10 protein-coding genes are annotated in these 13,955 nt (G+C 61.5%); 4 read left to right on the top strand and 6 right to left on the bottom strand.

Annotated features, from left to right (window positions below; translation table 11 throughout):
- The first annotated feature begins 240 nt into the window (after positions 1 to 240).
- On the top strand, positions 241 to 1,749 hold the full coding sequence (locus SHEL_RS11150; protein WP_012799383.1) for a LuxR family transcriptional regulator: 1,509 nt from the start codon (positions 241 to 243) through the stop codon (positions 1,747 to 1,749).
- 53 nt (positions 1,750 to 1,802) lie between these two features.
- Here SHEL_RS11150 and SHEL_RS11145 read toward each other — a convergent pair whose 3' ends face one another.
- Together SHEL_RS11145 and SHEL_RS11140 are read right to left on the bottom strand one after the other, a co-directional pair.
- Positions 1,803 to 3,653 carry a DEAD/DEAH box helicase gene (locus tag SHEL_RS11145; RefSeq protein ID WP_012799382.1) on the bottom strand — a complete coding sequence of 617 codons (1,851 nt, stop codon included), beginning with the start codon at positions 3,651 to 3,653 and terminating at the stop codon, positions 1,803 to 1,805.
- Between the two features lie 9 nt (positions 3,654 to 3,662).
- Positions 3,663 to 4,850, bottom strand: a complete 1,188-nt coding sequence (locus SHEL_RS11140; protein ID WP_012799381.1) for a 4Fe-4S binding protein — start codon at positions 4,848 to 4,850, stop codon at positions 3,663 to 3,665.
- Between the two features lie 202 nt (positions 4,851 to 5,052).
- Between SHEL_RS11140 and SHEL_RS11135 the strand changes: the two genes are divergently transcribed.
- Positions 5,053 to 6,465, top strand: a complete 1,413-nt coding sequence (locus tag SHEL_RS11135) for a sodium-dependent transporter (RefSeq protein WP_012799380.1) — start codon at positions 5,053 to 5,055, stop codon at positions 6,463 to 6,465.
- 519 nt (positions 6,466 to 6,984) lie between these two features.
- Here SHEL_RS11135 and SHEL_RS11130 read toward each other — a convergent pair.
- Positions 6,985 to 7,917: a PLP-dependent cysteine synthase family protein gene (locus tag SHEL_RS11130; RefSeq protein WP_050749578.1), complete on the bottom strand. Its 933-nt coding sequence runs from the start codon at positions 7,915 to 7,917 to the stop codon at positions 6,985 to 6,987.
- Positions 7,918 to 8,149: 232 nt separating this feature from the next.
- On the opposite strand from SHEL_RS11130, the gene SHEL_RS11125 reads away from it, so the two are divergent.
- Complete coding sequence (locus SHEL_RS11125; RefSeq protein ID WP_169304524.1) at positions 8,150 to 9,334, top strand: MFS transporter; 1,185 nt, start codon at positions 8,150 to 8,152, stop codon at positions 9,332 to 9,334.
- A gap of 193 nt (positions 9,335 to 9,527) precedes the next feature.
- The gene (locus SHEL_RS11120; RefSeq protein ID WP_012799377.1) at positions 9,528 to 10,448 is read left to right on the top strand and encodes a serine acetyltransferase domain-containing protein; all 921 of its coding nucleotides are present in this window, start codon (positions 9,528 to 9,530) and stop codon (positions 10,446 to 10,448) included.
- A gap of 78 nt (positions 10,449 to 10,526) precedes the next feature.
- On the opposite strand, the gene SHEL_RS11115 is transcribed toward SHEL_RS11120, so the two are convergent.
- The 3 genes from SHEL_RS11115 to SHEL_RS11105 form a co-directional block, all read right to left on the bottom strand.
- Positions 10,527 to 11,171, bottom strand: coding sequence for an MBL fold metallo-hydrolase (locus SHEL_RS11115; protein WP_012799376.1), 645 nt, complete (start codon positions 11,169 to 11,171; stop codon positions 10,527 to 10,529).
- A complete protein-coding gene (locus tag SHEL_RS11110) occupies positions 11,171 to 11,857 on the bottom strand; it encodes a DsbA family oxidoreductase (protein ID WP_012799375.1) in 687 nt (228 codons plus the stop codon). The genes SHEL_RS11115 and SHEL_RS11110 overlap by 1 nt, the downstream gene beginning before the upstream one ends.
- A 120-nt stretch (positions 11,858 to 11,977) precedes the next feature.
- A complete protein-coding gene (locus SHEL_RS11105; protein WP_012799374.1) occupies positions 11,978 to 13,849 on the bottom strand; it encodes an FAD-dependent oxidoreductase in 1,872 nt (623 codons plus the stop codon).
- Positions 13,850 to 13,955 lie beyond the last annotated feature (106 nt).

The following is a 13,955-nucleotide window of genomic DNA, read 5'->3' as shown; positions in this document are numbered from 1 at the left end:
GACTTCGCCCAACATCCCCCGTATTGTACGATTTGTGGGTTGTAAAAGCATCATGCAATGCTTCTTAGAGGCTGCATGAGGCATCATGCATTATGCATGATTTTTGAATCATCCCAGATGAACCGCATAGTAGGGAAAAGGCGACTCATCTCGGACCGCTGAAGGCATTCTATTCGGATGGTAGAATACACTTACCGCGCTTAGCACTGCATTCAGAGGGGGAAGGGGGGTCAAACGGGCATGGCATTCCGTCGTATTGTCGACAAGGAGACACTGGACAAACGCATCGCCGAATTGTCGGTCAGCTCGTTTCTCAACGCCCGCATCCTCGGTTTCGCATTCCAACGCGCGTGGGTGTTCCTGCTGTTCCTAGGTGCCGCGTCAAGCACGTTCACGCTTACAGGCGAGGCCATTCCGCCGCAGGTGTACATGATTTCGTCCATCACGTTGTGCTGCGTGCTGTTCGCCGCCGCCATGCGTGAGGAATGGTTTCTGAGGTTCAACACGCATCCGATCCGCCGTTGGATGGGCCCGGTCCTCACCGTTCTGGGCACGCTGTGCGCGTTCCTCATGTTCACCACCCACATACCCATGGAGCTTACGGGTCTTTTGTGCGGCATTCTGACGGGCCTTGGGTCGGGCATCATCGATCTTGGCTACGGCGAAATCTACCGCAACGTGCCGCCAGATGACACCCACATCGAGATTCCCGTGGCGACGTTTTACGCGGCATGCATCTACGCCACGATGATGCTGATGCCGCCGGCAGCGACGTTTATGGTGGCGATGGTTCTGCCGCTGGCGTCGGCTTATGTGTACCTGACCGTGAACCATGTCTGGGAGCCTGGCCGCGAGCCCTCCGTCAAGGCCGTGCCCATGCAAGTGTCGGAGTTCACGTGGCGCATCGGTGCCTGCGCATTTCTGGTGGGAACCGCCGACAGCCTCATCAGGCAGATTTACATGCACATCAACCATATCGCGCCTATGGACTTCTACCAGCCCGGCATGATTCTGAGCTGCCTGGTTATGATGACGCTTCTGGTGGGGTACCACCTTCTGGCGAAAGACGGCACCACCCGTGCCATGTACAAGTTCGTCATGTTCATCATGGCGTTCTTCATCCTGCTGCTGCCGGTTCTGGCAGGCACGTCCGTCAAGGACGGAACCTTCGCTCTGATCAGCTACAACTGCTTCAACGTCATCATCTGGATGGTGCTGGCCGAGACTTCCTACACGTACCGCTTGTCGTCTATGGTGGTGTTCGGCGTGGGCTGGGGCATGGTCACGCTGGGTGTGGCATGCGGTCAGATCGTCTCCACCTGGGTCGTGGGTGCCATCGAGTTCACGCCGCAGGCGGTGAGCCTTGCCGCCCTGGTCTGCACTCTTATGGTGCTGTGGTCGTACCTGTTTATCCTGCGCGAGGACGACATGATCGACATCACGAAGATGGATGAGGAGGACGGGGCCGACGAAGAAGACGGGCCGGAAAGCCCATCCTCGGGCGAAGGACCGCAGGCGAACCATCCGACGCCGTTCAAGGACCGCTGCAAGGAGGTTGCGGAAGAGTACGGCCTGACGCCCCGCGAAACCGAGGTCATGATGTTGTTCGCGAAGGGTCGCACGAGCGCCCGCATCCAGGAGGAGCTGGTGCTGTCCCGCGGAACCGTGACCACGCATCTGCAGCATATCTACCAGAAGATGGACGTCCACACCAAGCAGGAGTTTCTCGACAAGATCGAGCGAAAGTAACCCCGCATGCATACAAGTATGGGAAAGCCCGGCGCACAGCCGGGCTTTTTCGGTTAGACGAACTGCTCGCCGCTTTGGCTGGGCGGGGCCGCGTTTCCCGCGTCGTCGACGAACCGGGTGCGGGCGAGCATGGCCATGGTCTGGCCGCGTTCTGCCTTGCGGCGTTTCTCCACCAGGCGGAACTGTTCGGCGAATGCGGCCGGTGCCTTCTGGAAAGTGGATACGACCAGGCGGTTTTGCGCCTTGCCGACAGCGTTGCAGAACAGGCGGCGTGCGGCTTGCGCCTGGCGCTCGCCGTCGAGCTGCGCGGCGGCGGGCATGAGGCCTTCGACCGCCCCCAGGACCACGATCGCCTTGGGGCTCAGGCCTTGCAGCTGCCGGTAGGGAGTGATGACGACGCAAGCCGGGTCGGCGGACACGACCGGGGAGAAGACGTGCTTTCGCAGCGTCGCCGCCAGCTCGGCGGCGGTTTCGGAACCCTTCAGCTCACCCACCAGGCTTTCGAAGTCCTCGTCCAGTTCGGGCATGCAGGCCATGATGAGCGAGTAGCCCTGCTTTTCGGCGGATCGCGCAATAAGAGCGCGTCCTTCGGCAATGCGTGCGCGCAGTTCAGGCGGCGTGTCGGCGGACAGCTCGGCATTCCCGTTCAGCATGGCCGCAAGTTCGGCGGCGTGGTCTTGCGCGGCATCCGCCAGGGCGGCGAAGTCCTTGCTGGCCAGGTCGCGCCTGCCAAGGCCCAACCACATCCGCCATGCCATCAGGTCGTTTCTGTCTGCCAGCAGATGGGCGCGCACGAACGCCTCCAGCATGCCGCTTGCGTCCTGCCTGCGGGGGTCGCCGCGCAAAGGGTCGTTGCCTTGGGCGGCGGTGGCGGCGATTTTCGCGCGCTTGAACATTTTGAGGGCGCTTCGCGTCCAGGTGTGGTTCGGCGTGACGATGCATAGGTCGCGAGGCACAAGGCCCTCCTCGGCGGCCAGCAGGCGGCGCACCACATCGGGCAGGTTCGCCATCTCATCTGCGGGCGTCCGCCATTTGACCAGGACCGCATGGTCGTCGTCGGGCTCGACCGCCCCCGATTCGACAAGCCTGTCGAACGCGGACGAGTCCTGAGTGAGGGCGGCCTGCGCAAAGGCCCGAATGCGCGGATAGGCGGTGTCTGGCGCTTCAAGCTCTATGCTTGCGGCATCGGGCCTGCCCGTTTCGAAATCCGTGAGACCGCGGGGGTTGGGGTTCGTGTCGAACCCATCGATGAACTGGTCCGCGTTGCCAGCGACGACGAAACGTTCGCGGGCCATCATTTCGCACAGGGCCTGCGATGCGGCAGACAGATTCTGATAATCGTCGACGAGTACCGCCTGGAACCGCAGGCGCTCCGGCACCTCGGCCAAAGACCCGAGCGCCTGAACGGCTGAGGGCGCAACTTCGCAATCGAGTAGGATGTCGTAGCGTTTCAACAGGTCGAACAGGACATCGCGGGCGCGTTGCCCATCGGGGGAGTCCGGCTTCGCCGTCGGATCGGCCACGACTTTCCGGAGCGTATTCGAATCGATGCCCGTAAGGCGCAGGTCGGTCAGGATGAAGGAGACCTCTTGTTTGGTAGCCGCGCGAGGGCTGCGGCCGATGACGGTGCGGGCCTCGGGCAGCGACAGGACCTGCAGGGCAAGCTCCCGGGCTGTGGTGATGCGCACGCCTGCCGCCGAGGTCTGCGACAGGCGGCGTTTGGCGGCAAGCTTGGCCATTTCGGAGTTGACCACAAGGCAGATGCTGCTGGGGCGCAGGCCGTTCTGCACAAGCGCACAGGCGTGGCGGATCAGAAACTCCGTCTTGCCGGCTCCGACGGGTGCGGTCACGCGCATCGTGGCCGTCGCGGCTGCAAGGGCCTGCTCCATGTCGAGTCGTTGCATGGCGGGCTCCTATCGATCGAAGATGTCTTCGCAGCCGAGGATGTCGCGGAACATCGTGCGGGTTCGCTTCGAGCTGGACATATCGTATTTCGGTGGATGCATGACGTTGTGTTCCACCCCGCCCGAAAGCAGGTCTTCGGCAAGAACCTCGTCATACAGGGTGAGGGCGTTGCTGGGGCATATGTCCTCGCAGCAACGGCAGCGCACGCAGTCGCCGGGATAGTGGTCGATGCCGATGGTGCCGTCTTCGTCGTCGAATTTCTGTATGGCGCCGGTGGGGCAGAACGTCGCGCACATGCGGCAGGAAATGCAAGTGTCCGGATCGATGACCACATGCCCCCACAGCCGCGTCTCGATGAGCTCGTCGAGAGGTTCGCCCAGTTCAGCCAGGTTATCCAACAGTCGTTCACGGCGGTCGGGGATGAAATGGGGCAACGTTCCATCGTCCATGACCTTGACGTAGCGGGGCGGTTCAGGGGCGTCTTCGATCCCTAAGGTCTTTTTCGCGGCTTCGTCTGCGGCGATGCCCGCGACGCGGGTCGCCTCGTCCTTCGCGCGGAAGAAGAAGTTGCGGCGTCGTTCGTCGTAGGGGGCCTTCTCTGTGGCTCGCACTGAGCCGGGGAACTTGTCGGAAATCTCCACGCGGACCGGGTTCTGCCAGACGCGCAGCAGCTCGTTTGAGGTGTCGCGTACGGCGCAGGCGGTGGACAGGCCTTTCGTGTGCTCGCATGCCTCGCAGTCGGACTTGACCATGACAATCTTGCGTGCTCCGGCAACGACCAGGGATGTGACCAGCGATTCCTCTATGCGGCCGAGGCACTCAACCGCGACTATCTTCTTGGCATCCACCAGGTCACGGGCGGAGTCGACGATTCTGCGGCAGGCCAGCACGGCCACGCCGTCGTTTGCCTGCATAGCTGCAACGGCGGCTTTCTGCAGCTCGGCGTCGTTAGGCCTGTGGGCCTCCAAGGCGCAGGTCGGACAGACGGTGGCGCAGGTGCCGCATCCGATGCACCTTTCAGGCGAGATGACCAGCTCGTTGTTCTGGATGGATATGGCGCCCGAGGTGCAGGCATCGGCACAGCGCATGCACGAGGCATTGCGGTTGCGCACGGCGACGCAACGCTGCTGGTACACCGAGATGTCGGCGCTCTGAATTTTTTCGAAGAGTCCGTAGACGTCTTGTATGCGAGCCATTGCAGTTCCTCTTTCCGGATTTGCTCGATGGCCCAGCCCCCGTTGAGAGTATAGAGCTCGGTTGGGGATAAATCAAACAACAATGCATGCCTTGCAGCTGTGGCAGGCGGTCGGGCCAATGCGTAAAAAACCTTAAGTACATGCTTTCATAAGGTTGGATGGCTGGTAAACTGTTCAACGCATTGTTTTGAAAGGGATGGTTATGGCAGTCAACAACAACAATTCCTCACGCGAGTCCTTCGGTTCTCGATTGGGCTTCATCCTGGTCAGCACAGGCTGTGCCGTCGGTTTGGGTAACGTCTGGCGTTTTCCGTTCATCACCGGCAAGTACGGCGGAGCGGCGTTTGTCCTCATGTATCTGTTCTTCCTGGTCGCGTTTGCGCTTCCGATTCTCATCATGGAGTACGCGGTCGGCCGCGGCAGCCAGAAGTCCATCGCCAAGAGCTTCGACGTTCTGGAGCCCGAGGGTTCGAAATGGCACGTGTTCAAATGGATCGGCCTGGCAGGCAACTACCTGCTTATGATGTTCTACACCACGGTCGCCGGCTGGATGCTCAACTACGTGTACAAATTCGCGTCGGGCACCTTCACCAACCTGGACGCCGAAGCCGTGGGCGGCGTTTTCGGCGGCATGCTGGCAAACCCGGGCGAGATGCTGTTCTGGATGCTGGTCGTCGTCGTAATCGGCATGCTCAGCACCTACCTGGGATTGCAGAACGGCGTCGAGCGTCTGACGAAAATCATGATGAGCGCGCTGTTCGTCGTGCTCATCGCGCTGTGCGTCCGTTCGGTCACCCTCGAGGGCGCAGGCGACGGTCTGTCGTTCTACCTGAAGCCCGACTTCGGGAAACTGTTCGCGAACGGGCCGATGGGATTCGTCGAAGCGGCCACGGCGGCTATGGGCCAGGCGTTCTTCACCCTGTCTTTGGGCATCGGCGCCATGGCGGTGTTCGGAAGCTACATCGACAAGAGCCACGGCCTTACGGGCGAGGCGCTGCGTGTCGGCGTCTTGGACACCATCGTCGCTCTGCTGGCCGGCCTCATCATCTTCCCGGCGTGCTTCGCCTTCGGCATCCAGCCCGATAGCGGCCCCGGCCTGGTGTTCATCACGCTGCCGAACGTCTTCGAGCAGATGCTGGGCGGGCGCTTGTGGGGTTCGCTCTTCTTCGTGTTCATGAGCTTCGCCGCGCTGTCCACGGTCGTGGCGGTGTTCGAGAACATCATGAGCTTCACCATGGACCAATGGGGCACCACCCGCACCAAGGCCGTGCTTGTGAACGGCCTGCTCATCACGGTGCTGTCCCTGCCGTGCCTGTTCGGCTTCAACGTTCTTTCCGATCTGGTGATCCCGGGCATCGGCGACATCCAGTCCGTGGAGGACTTCCTGATCTCCGACAACATCCTGCCGCTGGGCTCACTTGTATTCCTGCTGTTCTGCGTCGGCAAGAACGGGTGGGGCGTCGACAAGTTCCTGGCCGAGGTCGACTCCGGCGACGGTCCGAAGTTCCCGCGCTGGGCGCTTGGATACGCCCGCTACGTGCTGCCGGTCCTCATCCTGCTGGTGGTCGTCATCCAATACGTCCCCATCGTGCAGGCTTGGATGGGCATAGCCTAACGGGTGCTGCTTGCATATTCGGAATAGAAGGTCCCGTCGCTTGGCAGCGTTTCAGCCGGCGGCGGGGCTTTTTTCTGTATTTCGGCTGCCAGATAACAGGTGTTATTATTGTGTGCAACGTGCAACAAAGTTCATCGGCACGCCTTGGTGGACACATTGTTTGCCCAGGTAGAACGCATAAAACAAGTTACCTGAGTCTAACGCATATACCAGCCTATTGAATTGGTCTATAAAATGCATCAAACTGAACGCACTTGGGAACGCGCCTCCGCGTTTGCTGCGTCGACGTCCGTGATTAAAGGGGGTCGGAAACGGGTTTTCCCGTCGAAGAGAGCGGTACGTAGTGAGCATGCTTTTCGGTATGCAGTTGTCAACACACATGGTACCCGTTCACGAAGGCGTTCGCGCATGCTCCCAATACGGATGCCCGTAGCTGCCCGTCCATACTCGGCTACGGCATACGGGAGGGGTTCGGCCCGTACCGAACCCCTCGTTTTATTTCGTCTGTATATGTGCGGATTATTCGCCGTCGAACAGCGGCGTGGAGAAGTAACGCTCACCCGTGTCGGGCAGCAGGGTGACCACGGTTTTGCCAGGTCCGAGCTTGCGTGCAAGCTTCAGGGCGGCGGCGACGTTGGTGCCCGAAGACACGCCGCACAGCAGGCCTTCCTCGCGGGCCAGTCGGCGGGACATCTCGATGGCCTCGTCGTCCGTGATGACGCAGATGTCGTCGTACACCTCTTGGTCGAGAATGGCGGGAATCAGCCCGTCGCCGATGCCCATCTGCAAGTGGGTTCCGATGCCGCCTCCGGAAAGGATGGCCGCGTTCTCGGGTTCGACGGCCCAGATCTCGATGTCGGGGTAGAGGCGCTTCAAGGTCTGGCCGATGCCGGAGATGGTGCCGCCCGTTCCGATGCCCGAGCAGAATCCGTCGATGGCCTCTTCGGCGTCCTCGGCGATTTCGAGGGCGGTGTGGCAGCGGTGGGTGAGCAGGTTGTCCTCGTTCTCGAACTGCTGCGGGACGTAGACCCGAGGATCTTCGGCCTTCATGCGAAGCGCGATGTCGATGCATTCCTGGATGGCTTTCCCGATGTCGCCCTCGTCGTGCACGACAATCACCTCGGCGCCGTAGTGGCGCACCAGCTTGCGGCGCTCTTCGGACACTGAGTCCGGCATGATGATGCGGGCCTGAAGTCCGAGCACGGCGCACACCAGGGCCAATCCGATGCCCTGATTGCCGCTGGTGGGTTCGACGACGATGCTGTCGGACGTGATTTCGCCGCGTTTCTGGGCCTCCAGGATCATCTGGTAGGCGGTGCGGGTCTTGACCGATCCGCCGATGTTGACACCTTCGTATTTGACCAGGATTCGCGCGGCGTTCGGTTCGGATATGCGTTGGAGCTCGATAAGGGGTGTGTGCCCGATGGCTTCCAGTGCGTTCTTGTAAATCATGATGACCCCAAAAGGACGAGTGTGGTAATGCATGCATAAGTCTACCACTACGGTAGGGATTATGGGAGAGAAAAGCCTGAACGCGATTATTTCTGCACCTGTCAATATCTTTTGGAGTATGGCCTGGGTTTAAGGAGAACGGGTGCGCAGGTCGCTGGCGGGATGGCAGGTGGGGTATCATGCCCCCATGCATCTTATTGTCGAACAGAAACGTCTCGGACCGCGGACATTCTTGGCATGTCTGCTGCTCATCCATATATTCCTTATCTTGGCTGAAGACATGTACGCCCCTGCGCTTTCCAGCATGATGAGGGAGTTCTCGGTGTCGGCGGCGCTTTTGAACATGACCATGTTCGCGTTCTTCTTCACGATGGCGTTCGGCATTATCGTCTTCGGGCCGATCAGCGACCGGCTGGGGCGCCGGAAGGTCCTTATCGGGTGCTGCGTGCTGTTCGCCATCTGCTCGGCCGGCTGCGCCGCTTCGCCCAGCGTGGCGGTGCTCACGGCGTTTCGGGTGGGGCAGGCCATCGGCTACGGCGGCGTGGTCACGTTGGTGACGGCCATGGTGGGCGACGCGTACGATATCGAAGGCACGAAGGTTGCCATGACGCTGCTGCAGTCCACCATCATCATCGGGCCGACCGTGGCACCTTTCCTCGGAACGTTCTTGATGGCGCATTGGGGATGGCGCAGTATCTTCGTGCTCTTGGCGGTGCTGAGCGTTATCAGCGTGGGCCTCGCGATGCTCATCGACGAGACACTGCCCGAGCAATCCAGGTCATCTGTTTCGGGCTCGGCGGTGCTCCACGAGATGCTCGGCGGCTTCAAGACGCTGATGGGCCAGAAGACGTTCCGGAACCTGGCGCTGTTCATGTCCGTCGCAGGCGTGCCGTACTACGCGTTCATCGCCACGGCATCCTATGTGCTACTGGACTTCTTCACGGTGTCGTATCTCGAATACAGCCTGGTGTACGCGGCGGTGTCCGCTGTAAGCATCGTGGCCCCGTACGCGTACCTGGTCCTATCCAGGTATCTGAAATCCAGAAGCATCCTGGTGGTGTGCGTGGTGCTCATGGGCATGGCCTTCGTGATCATGGCCCTTTGGGGGCAGAACGGGCCGTGGGTGTTCTTCGCGGCGTTGGTGCCCTTCGCTCTGTCGGAAGGCATTGCCCGCCCGCTGGCGTTCGTCATCCTGCTCCGCCAGCCGCCCGAGCTGGTGGGTTCGGCCTCGTCGTTGGCGAATTTCCTGTACTCGGTTCTCACGTCGTTGGGGACGGTTGTCGCCACGGCGGGATGGTCGAACTTCGTGCTGGCCAACGCCGTCATCATGGGCGTGTCGTTCGCAGCGATGGCAGCCCTGTATCTTGTAAACCTCCGGCGGGCCCACCTGGACGCTGCGGACCAAGCCAAAGTCTAAGCTCCGCACGCCGTCGGTTTGCGGGCCCGACCGCGCCGTCACCGGTCCGCGGCCCGACCGCCCGCCCTTCTTGTATAAAAACCCACCAAAAAAGTAGGCATTATCCATCCAAATTGAAGCCTGATGCTGTACACTGCACAACTGCAGGCGCCGTGACGATGGGATGGTCGCGGCTCGTTGAAATGGGTGAAACATGTTTAATGAGAAACTAGACGACATCGTCACAGAGCTTGTCAAAAACTATGATTCCGACCTGATCCAATTCGACAGCCCCAATCGCCATTTTCCTAGCCGGTCGGCAATCGTCGGCATCATCAAGGATCTACGCCGCGTGCTGTTCCCCCGCTACTTCGGGGACGAACGGCCTTGCGCATCGGGCCCCCAGTACTTCATCGGCGAGACGCTGACCCACATCGAATACGAGCTGCATCGCGAAGTCCGCGAGGCGCTGCTGTTCCGCGGGGGCGACAACCTTTCGTACCACGAGGCGGACGCCCAGGCCAGCCAGATCTGCTCTGATTTCTTCTATCGGCTTCCTGAAATCCAGCGCATGCTGTTCGACGACGTGCAGGCCGCCTACGACGGCGATCCCGCAGCCCAGAGCAGGGAGGAAATCATCTACTCCTACCCGGGGTTCTTCGCCATTTCCGTGTACCGCATCGCCCACGTGTTCTACGAGCTGAACGTGCCGCTGATCCCGCGCATCATGTCGGAATACGCCCACAGCCACACGGGTGTGGACATCAACGCCGGTGCGGATATCGGCAGGTTCTTCTTTATCGACCATGCGACCGGCGTCGTCATCGGCGAGACCACGAAGATCGGCGAGCATGTGAAAATCTACCAAGGCGTCACGCTGGGCGCCATCTCGCTGCGGGCGGGTCAGAAGCTGGCGGGCAAGAAGCGCCATCCCACCATCGAGGACAACGTGACCATCTACTCCAACGCCAGCGTGCTGGGCGGCAACACCGTGGTGGGCGCCGGCAGCGTCATTGCGGGCAGCACCTTCGTCACCCAGTCGGTTCCGCCGAACTCGCGCGTCACGTCTTCAGGCGTCGAGGTGCGCGAACCTGGATGCGCCAACCTGGAAGTGAAGGTTCCTGGAGAGAAGTAAAGCATCTGCTCGAAAAGGCATAAAGCTGAAATGCAACGCAGGGCACGGTCCTAGCCGGACTTGCCCTGCGTTGCTGTTTTACCTGGGGCTTCGATCCAGGCATGCGCGAAGGTCCGCGACTGTCATAGGTTGCGAATGACCGGAAAGCAGCTGCGTGTCGTCCGGCAGTGTCAGCACCTTGGAGCGCAGGGACTTCTCCAAAATCTGCGCGTTACCGGTGGGAAACACCGTCAGCCCGGGTCCTCCTTCGTAGACGGTGTCGCCGACCAGGGCAATGCCCGCCTGCGGGCAATACAGCACGCAGGAATCGTCCGTATGCCCAGGCGTATGCAGTACGTGGAGCATGGCTTGCGAACCGGGGGCGACCTCTATGACGTCTCTGTCGTCGAAACGGAGCGCGCCTTCGACAACCACATCGCGGCCGTACCCCGCCGAAAGGTTGAGGACGGCATCGAGCAGATAGGCATCCGACGAGGCGTGCGCGTACACGGGGATTTCCCAGGATGTCCGCAGCGCGTTGACAGCACCGGTGTGGTCGAAGTGCCCGTGGGTAAGGAGGATGGCTCGGATGTTCCACCCGTGGGTCTGCACCGTTTTCAGAAAGCGCTGCGGCTGGGCGCCAGGGTCGACCAGCACGCCGCAGCCGGTGTCCGAATCTATGACGAAGTACCCGTACGTGGCGAACACGTCCCGCGCGATCAGGGGATGCACTTCAACGGTCATTAGAGAGCGCACCCGTCCGGTCCGCAGGCAGCGCCCTGGGCCGTCTCTTGTTCCTGCGATTTCGCGAGCGCCTGCTTGATGACGTCCGCCAAATCGTCGGTGGGATAGCATCCCGAAACCGCGTAGGTCCCGTCGATAACGAAGAAGGGAACCGCGTGCACGCCCATGGCGTATGCGGTGTGCTCGTCGGCGCGTACGGCGTCGGCGAATTCGTCGGAAGAAAGGACCCGCTCCACGTCCTGGGCGGGAAGACCCGCTTCGGCAGCCAGGCCGCGAAGCACGTCGTGGTCGGCCATGACCAGGTTATCCGTAAAGTACGCGCGGTAGCACAGCTCCTCGAAGCGGGTGTTTCCCAGGGAATGGGCCAGCTTCGTCAGCCGGTGCGCGTCCAACATGTTCGTGTTCAGCGTGGTGGCGTAGTTGAAATCGAGGCCCTCTTCGCGCCCCATCTGGCTGATGCCTTCGATGCGTTCGGCGGCCTGGTCCTTCGTCAGACCGTATTTCGCGGCGAACCTGTCGAGTGTGGGGCCGGTCACTTCGTAGGACGCGTCCGGATTGAGTTCGAACGCCTTCATTTCCACGTCGATCTGCCCTGTCATGCCGATCGAATCGATGGCCTTCTTCAGGCGCGTCTCGCCGATGTAGCAGTACGGGCAAGCGAAATCGGACCAATAGGTGATGTTCATGGTGATCGCGTATCCTTTCGTGTCGGGTTCTCTTCCCCTGAAGCGTCCGCATGGCGTGTTGTTCGGACGCGTCGGACGCCTGAGGGGAAGAGGTCCGCCCCGTTGCGGGACGGACGCTCGTTACAGGGACGCTACCGTGTTAGCTGCGATGTATCCCCAGGTGGTGGCTCCGCCCAGGCCGGCGCCGTTGGAAATCATGCCGCCGTATTGGTGCAAGCCGATCTGCTCGCCGGCCACAAACAGCCCGACGATGGGGTTGCCCGACTCGTCCAGGGCTTCGGCCTTGGGGCTCACCCGAAGACCGCCGCGGGCCATGAGCAGATAGGGGATGGTCTTGATGGCGTACAGCTTGCCTTCCAGCTTGCGCAGGTCCTCGACGCCGAACTCGGGGTCCGAGCCTGCGTTGCAGTACCCGTTGAAATCCGCGATGGTCTGGGCGAATGCGGCAGGGTCGATGCCTGCGGCGCCGGCCAGCTCTTCAGGGGTCTCGCCGGTGAAGGCCCACTGTCCTCCTTCGACCAGCTCGTCGAGCATGGCCTTGCTCTGCCACGGCGAAAGCTCGCCTTCCAGGTAGCTGAAGTAGTTCACGATGGGGCGCGCGGGAAGCGTGCCCTCGCTGAACACGACGAACATCTCGTTGTGCTCGGCGTCGTCCCAAGCCTTCTGCGAGAAGCGGGTGCCATCCTCCTTGATCAGGCGCTTTCCGCGGGCATCCACCCAAATCTGGCCGCCGGCGGAAAGGTTGGCCAGGTAGCGAAGCTCGCCGCCCAGCGGGTTCACGCCGCCGCCGTAGCTGGCGCTGCGGTCGGCAAGCACCATTTGGCAGCCGGCTTCGAGCGCGATGTCGATGCCGTGGCCTTCCGCGGTGGAGGGGTTGCAGGTGCCCACGTTCTCGTAAATGCCGAAGTCCTGCTGGAGCTGCTGGCTGTGGCAGAACCCGCCGGTGCATAGGATGACGGAAGCGAACTCGTATTCGGAGACGGTGCCGTCGGCGTAGGTGACCTCAACGCCGTGCACGCCGCTTTCGTCAGACAGGAGCTTCGTGACGCGGGCTTCGAGCGAAACCGAGGCCTGACCTTGGGCGACGCCCTCGTGAAGCTTGTCGATCAGGGTGCGCACGGCGCTGCGGGCGTAGTTGTTGAAGTGGTAGATGCGGTTCACTTCCTCGGGGTCGTAGATGCCCGGGCCGCCGGTGCGGGCTCCGAAGTCGACGTTCAGCTCGGTGTCGAGCCAGTCCACCATGGGGCCGTTGTTCTCGGCATAGGCGCGTGCGATCTCGGGGTATTCGAGCTTTTCGCCATACAGCGCGGCCACGTCCTCCAGGTGCGCCACATATTGGTCGGGGGAGTCTTGGGTGCCCTCTTCGGCCTCCATGATGGTATCCACGTTCAGGAGCCAGCCGTATGCCGCAATGGCGCATCCGCCCAGATGCCCGCTCTCTTCGAACAACGCCACGGTCTTGCCCTGCTCAACCAAGCGCACGGCCGCCGTGATGCCTGCAAGGCCGCCGCCCACGATGGCAACGTCGGCCGCGATGGGCTCTTCGCGGGGGATGGCGGGTTCGGCCACCTGCGTCAGGTCGTTTCGGGAAAGCCCGGCGTTGGCCAGGGCGTTTTCCACGGCGCTTTTCAGGCCGAAGCTCGTGAGCGTGGCGCCCGAGACGGCATCCACGTCAGTGGTCTGCGTGCGGACGATTTCTGCGGGGATGCGCGAAAGCGCCTCATCGGAGATGAGCAGGTTCTCGTTGTGCTTCACCACCGAAACCGAGGTGATGACGGTTCCGTCGAGCGCCACCTTGACGGCGATTTCACCGCCGCGGCCGACGCCCGTGCCCGTGGCCACGGTGGTTTCGCCGCCTTGGCCTTGGGATGCCTCCGTACCGCCCGATGCCTTCGGCACACAGCCTGCTGCGCCCATCGCCAGAGCTCCGCCTGCCGCACCCAGACCCAGCAGGAAGTTCCTGCGGGACATGCCGGTTTCTGCCTTCTTCATGGTTGCGCCCTCCTTCTTGTTGAAAAATATAGAGCGTGCTCTATTTGGTGGGGACACTATAGCATGCGCCGCGACGAAAGACAATATTAGAGCGCGTTTTATTTTT

This window comes from Slackia heliotrinireducens DSM 20476 (assembly GCF_000023885.1).
Lineage (GTDB): Bacteria > Actinomycetota > Coriobacteriia > Coriobacteriales > Eggerthellaceae > Slackia > Slackia heliotrinireducens.
Note: the sequence above shows the minus strand (reverse complement) of the source record. Positions and strands in the feature narration are given on the sequence as shown.

What these genes read in the sequence shown, in the direction of transcription:
- SHEL_RS11150 (WP_012799383.1), top strand. Translation starts at nt 241, where the DNA reads ATGGCATTCCGTCGTATTGTCGACAAGGAGACACTGGACAAACGCATC.
- SHEL_RS11145 (WP_012799382.1), bottom strand. Translation starts at nt 3,653, where the DNA reads ATGCAACGACTCGACATGGAGCAGGCCCTTGCAGCCGCGACGGCCACG.
- SHEL_RS11140 (WP_012799381.1), bottom strand. Translation starts at nt 4,850, where the DNA reads ATGGCTCGCATACAAGACGTCTACGGACTCTTCGAAAAAATTCAGAGC.
- SHEL_RS11135 (WP_012799380.1), top strand. Translation starts at nt 5,053, where the DNA reads ATGGCAGTCAACAACAACAATTCCTCACGCGAGTCCTTCGGTTCTCGA.
- SHEL_RS11130 (WP_050749578.1), bottom strand. Translation starts at nt 7,917, where the DNA reads ATGATTTACAAGAACGCACTGGAAGCCATCGGGCACACACCCCTTATC.
- SHEL_RS11120 (WP_012799377.1), top strand. Translation starts at nt 9,528, where the DNA reads ATGTTTAATGAGAAACTAGACGACATCGTCACAGAGCTTGTCAAAAAC.
- SHEL_RS11115 (WP_012799376.1), bottom strand. Translation starts at nt 11,171, where the DNA reads ATGACCGTTGAAGTGCATCCCCTGATCGCGCGGGACGTGTTCGCCACG.
- SHEL_RS11110 (WP_012799375.1), bottom strand. Translation starts at nt 11,857, where the DNA reads ATGAACATCACCTATTGGTCCGATTTCGCTTGCCCGTACTGCTACATC.
- SHEL_RS11105 (WP_012799374.1), bottom strand. Translation starts at nt 13,849, where the DNA reads ATGAAGAAGGCAGAAACCGGCATGTCCCGCAGGAACTTCCTGCTGGGT.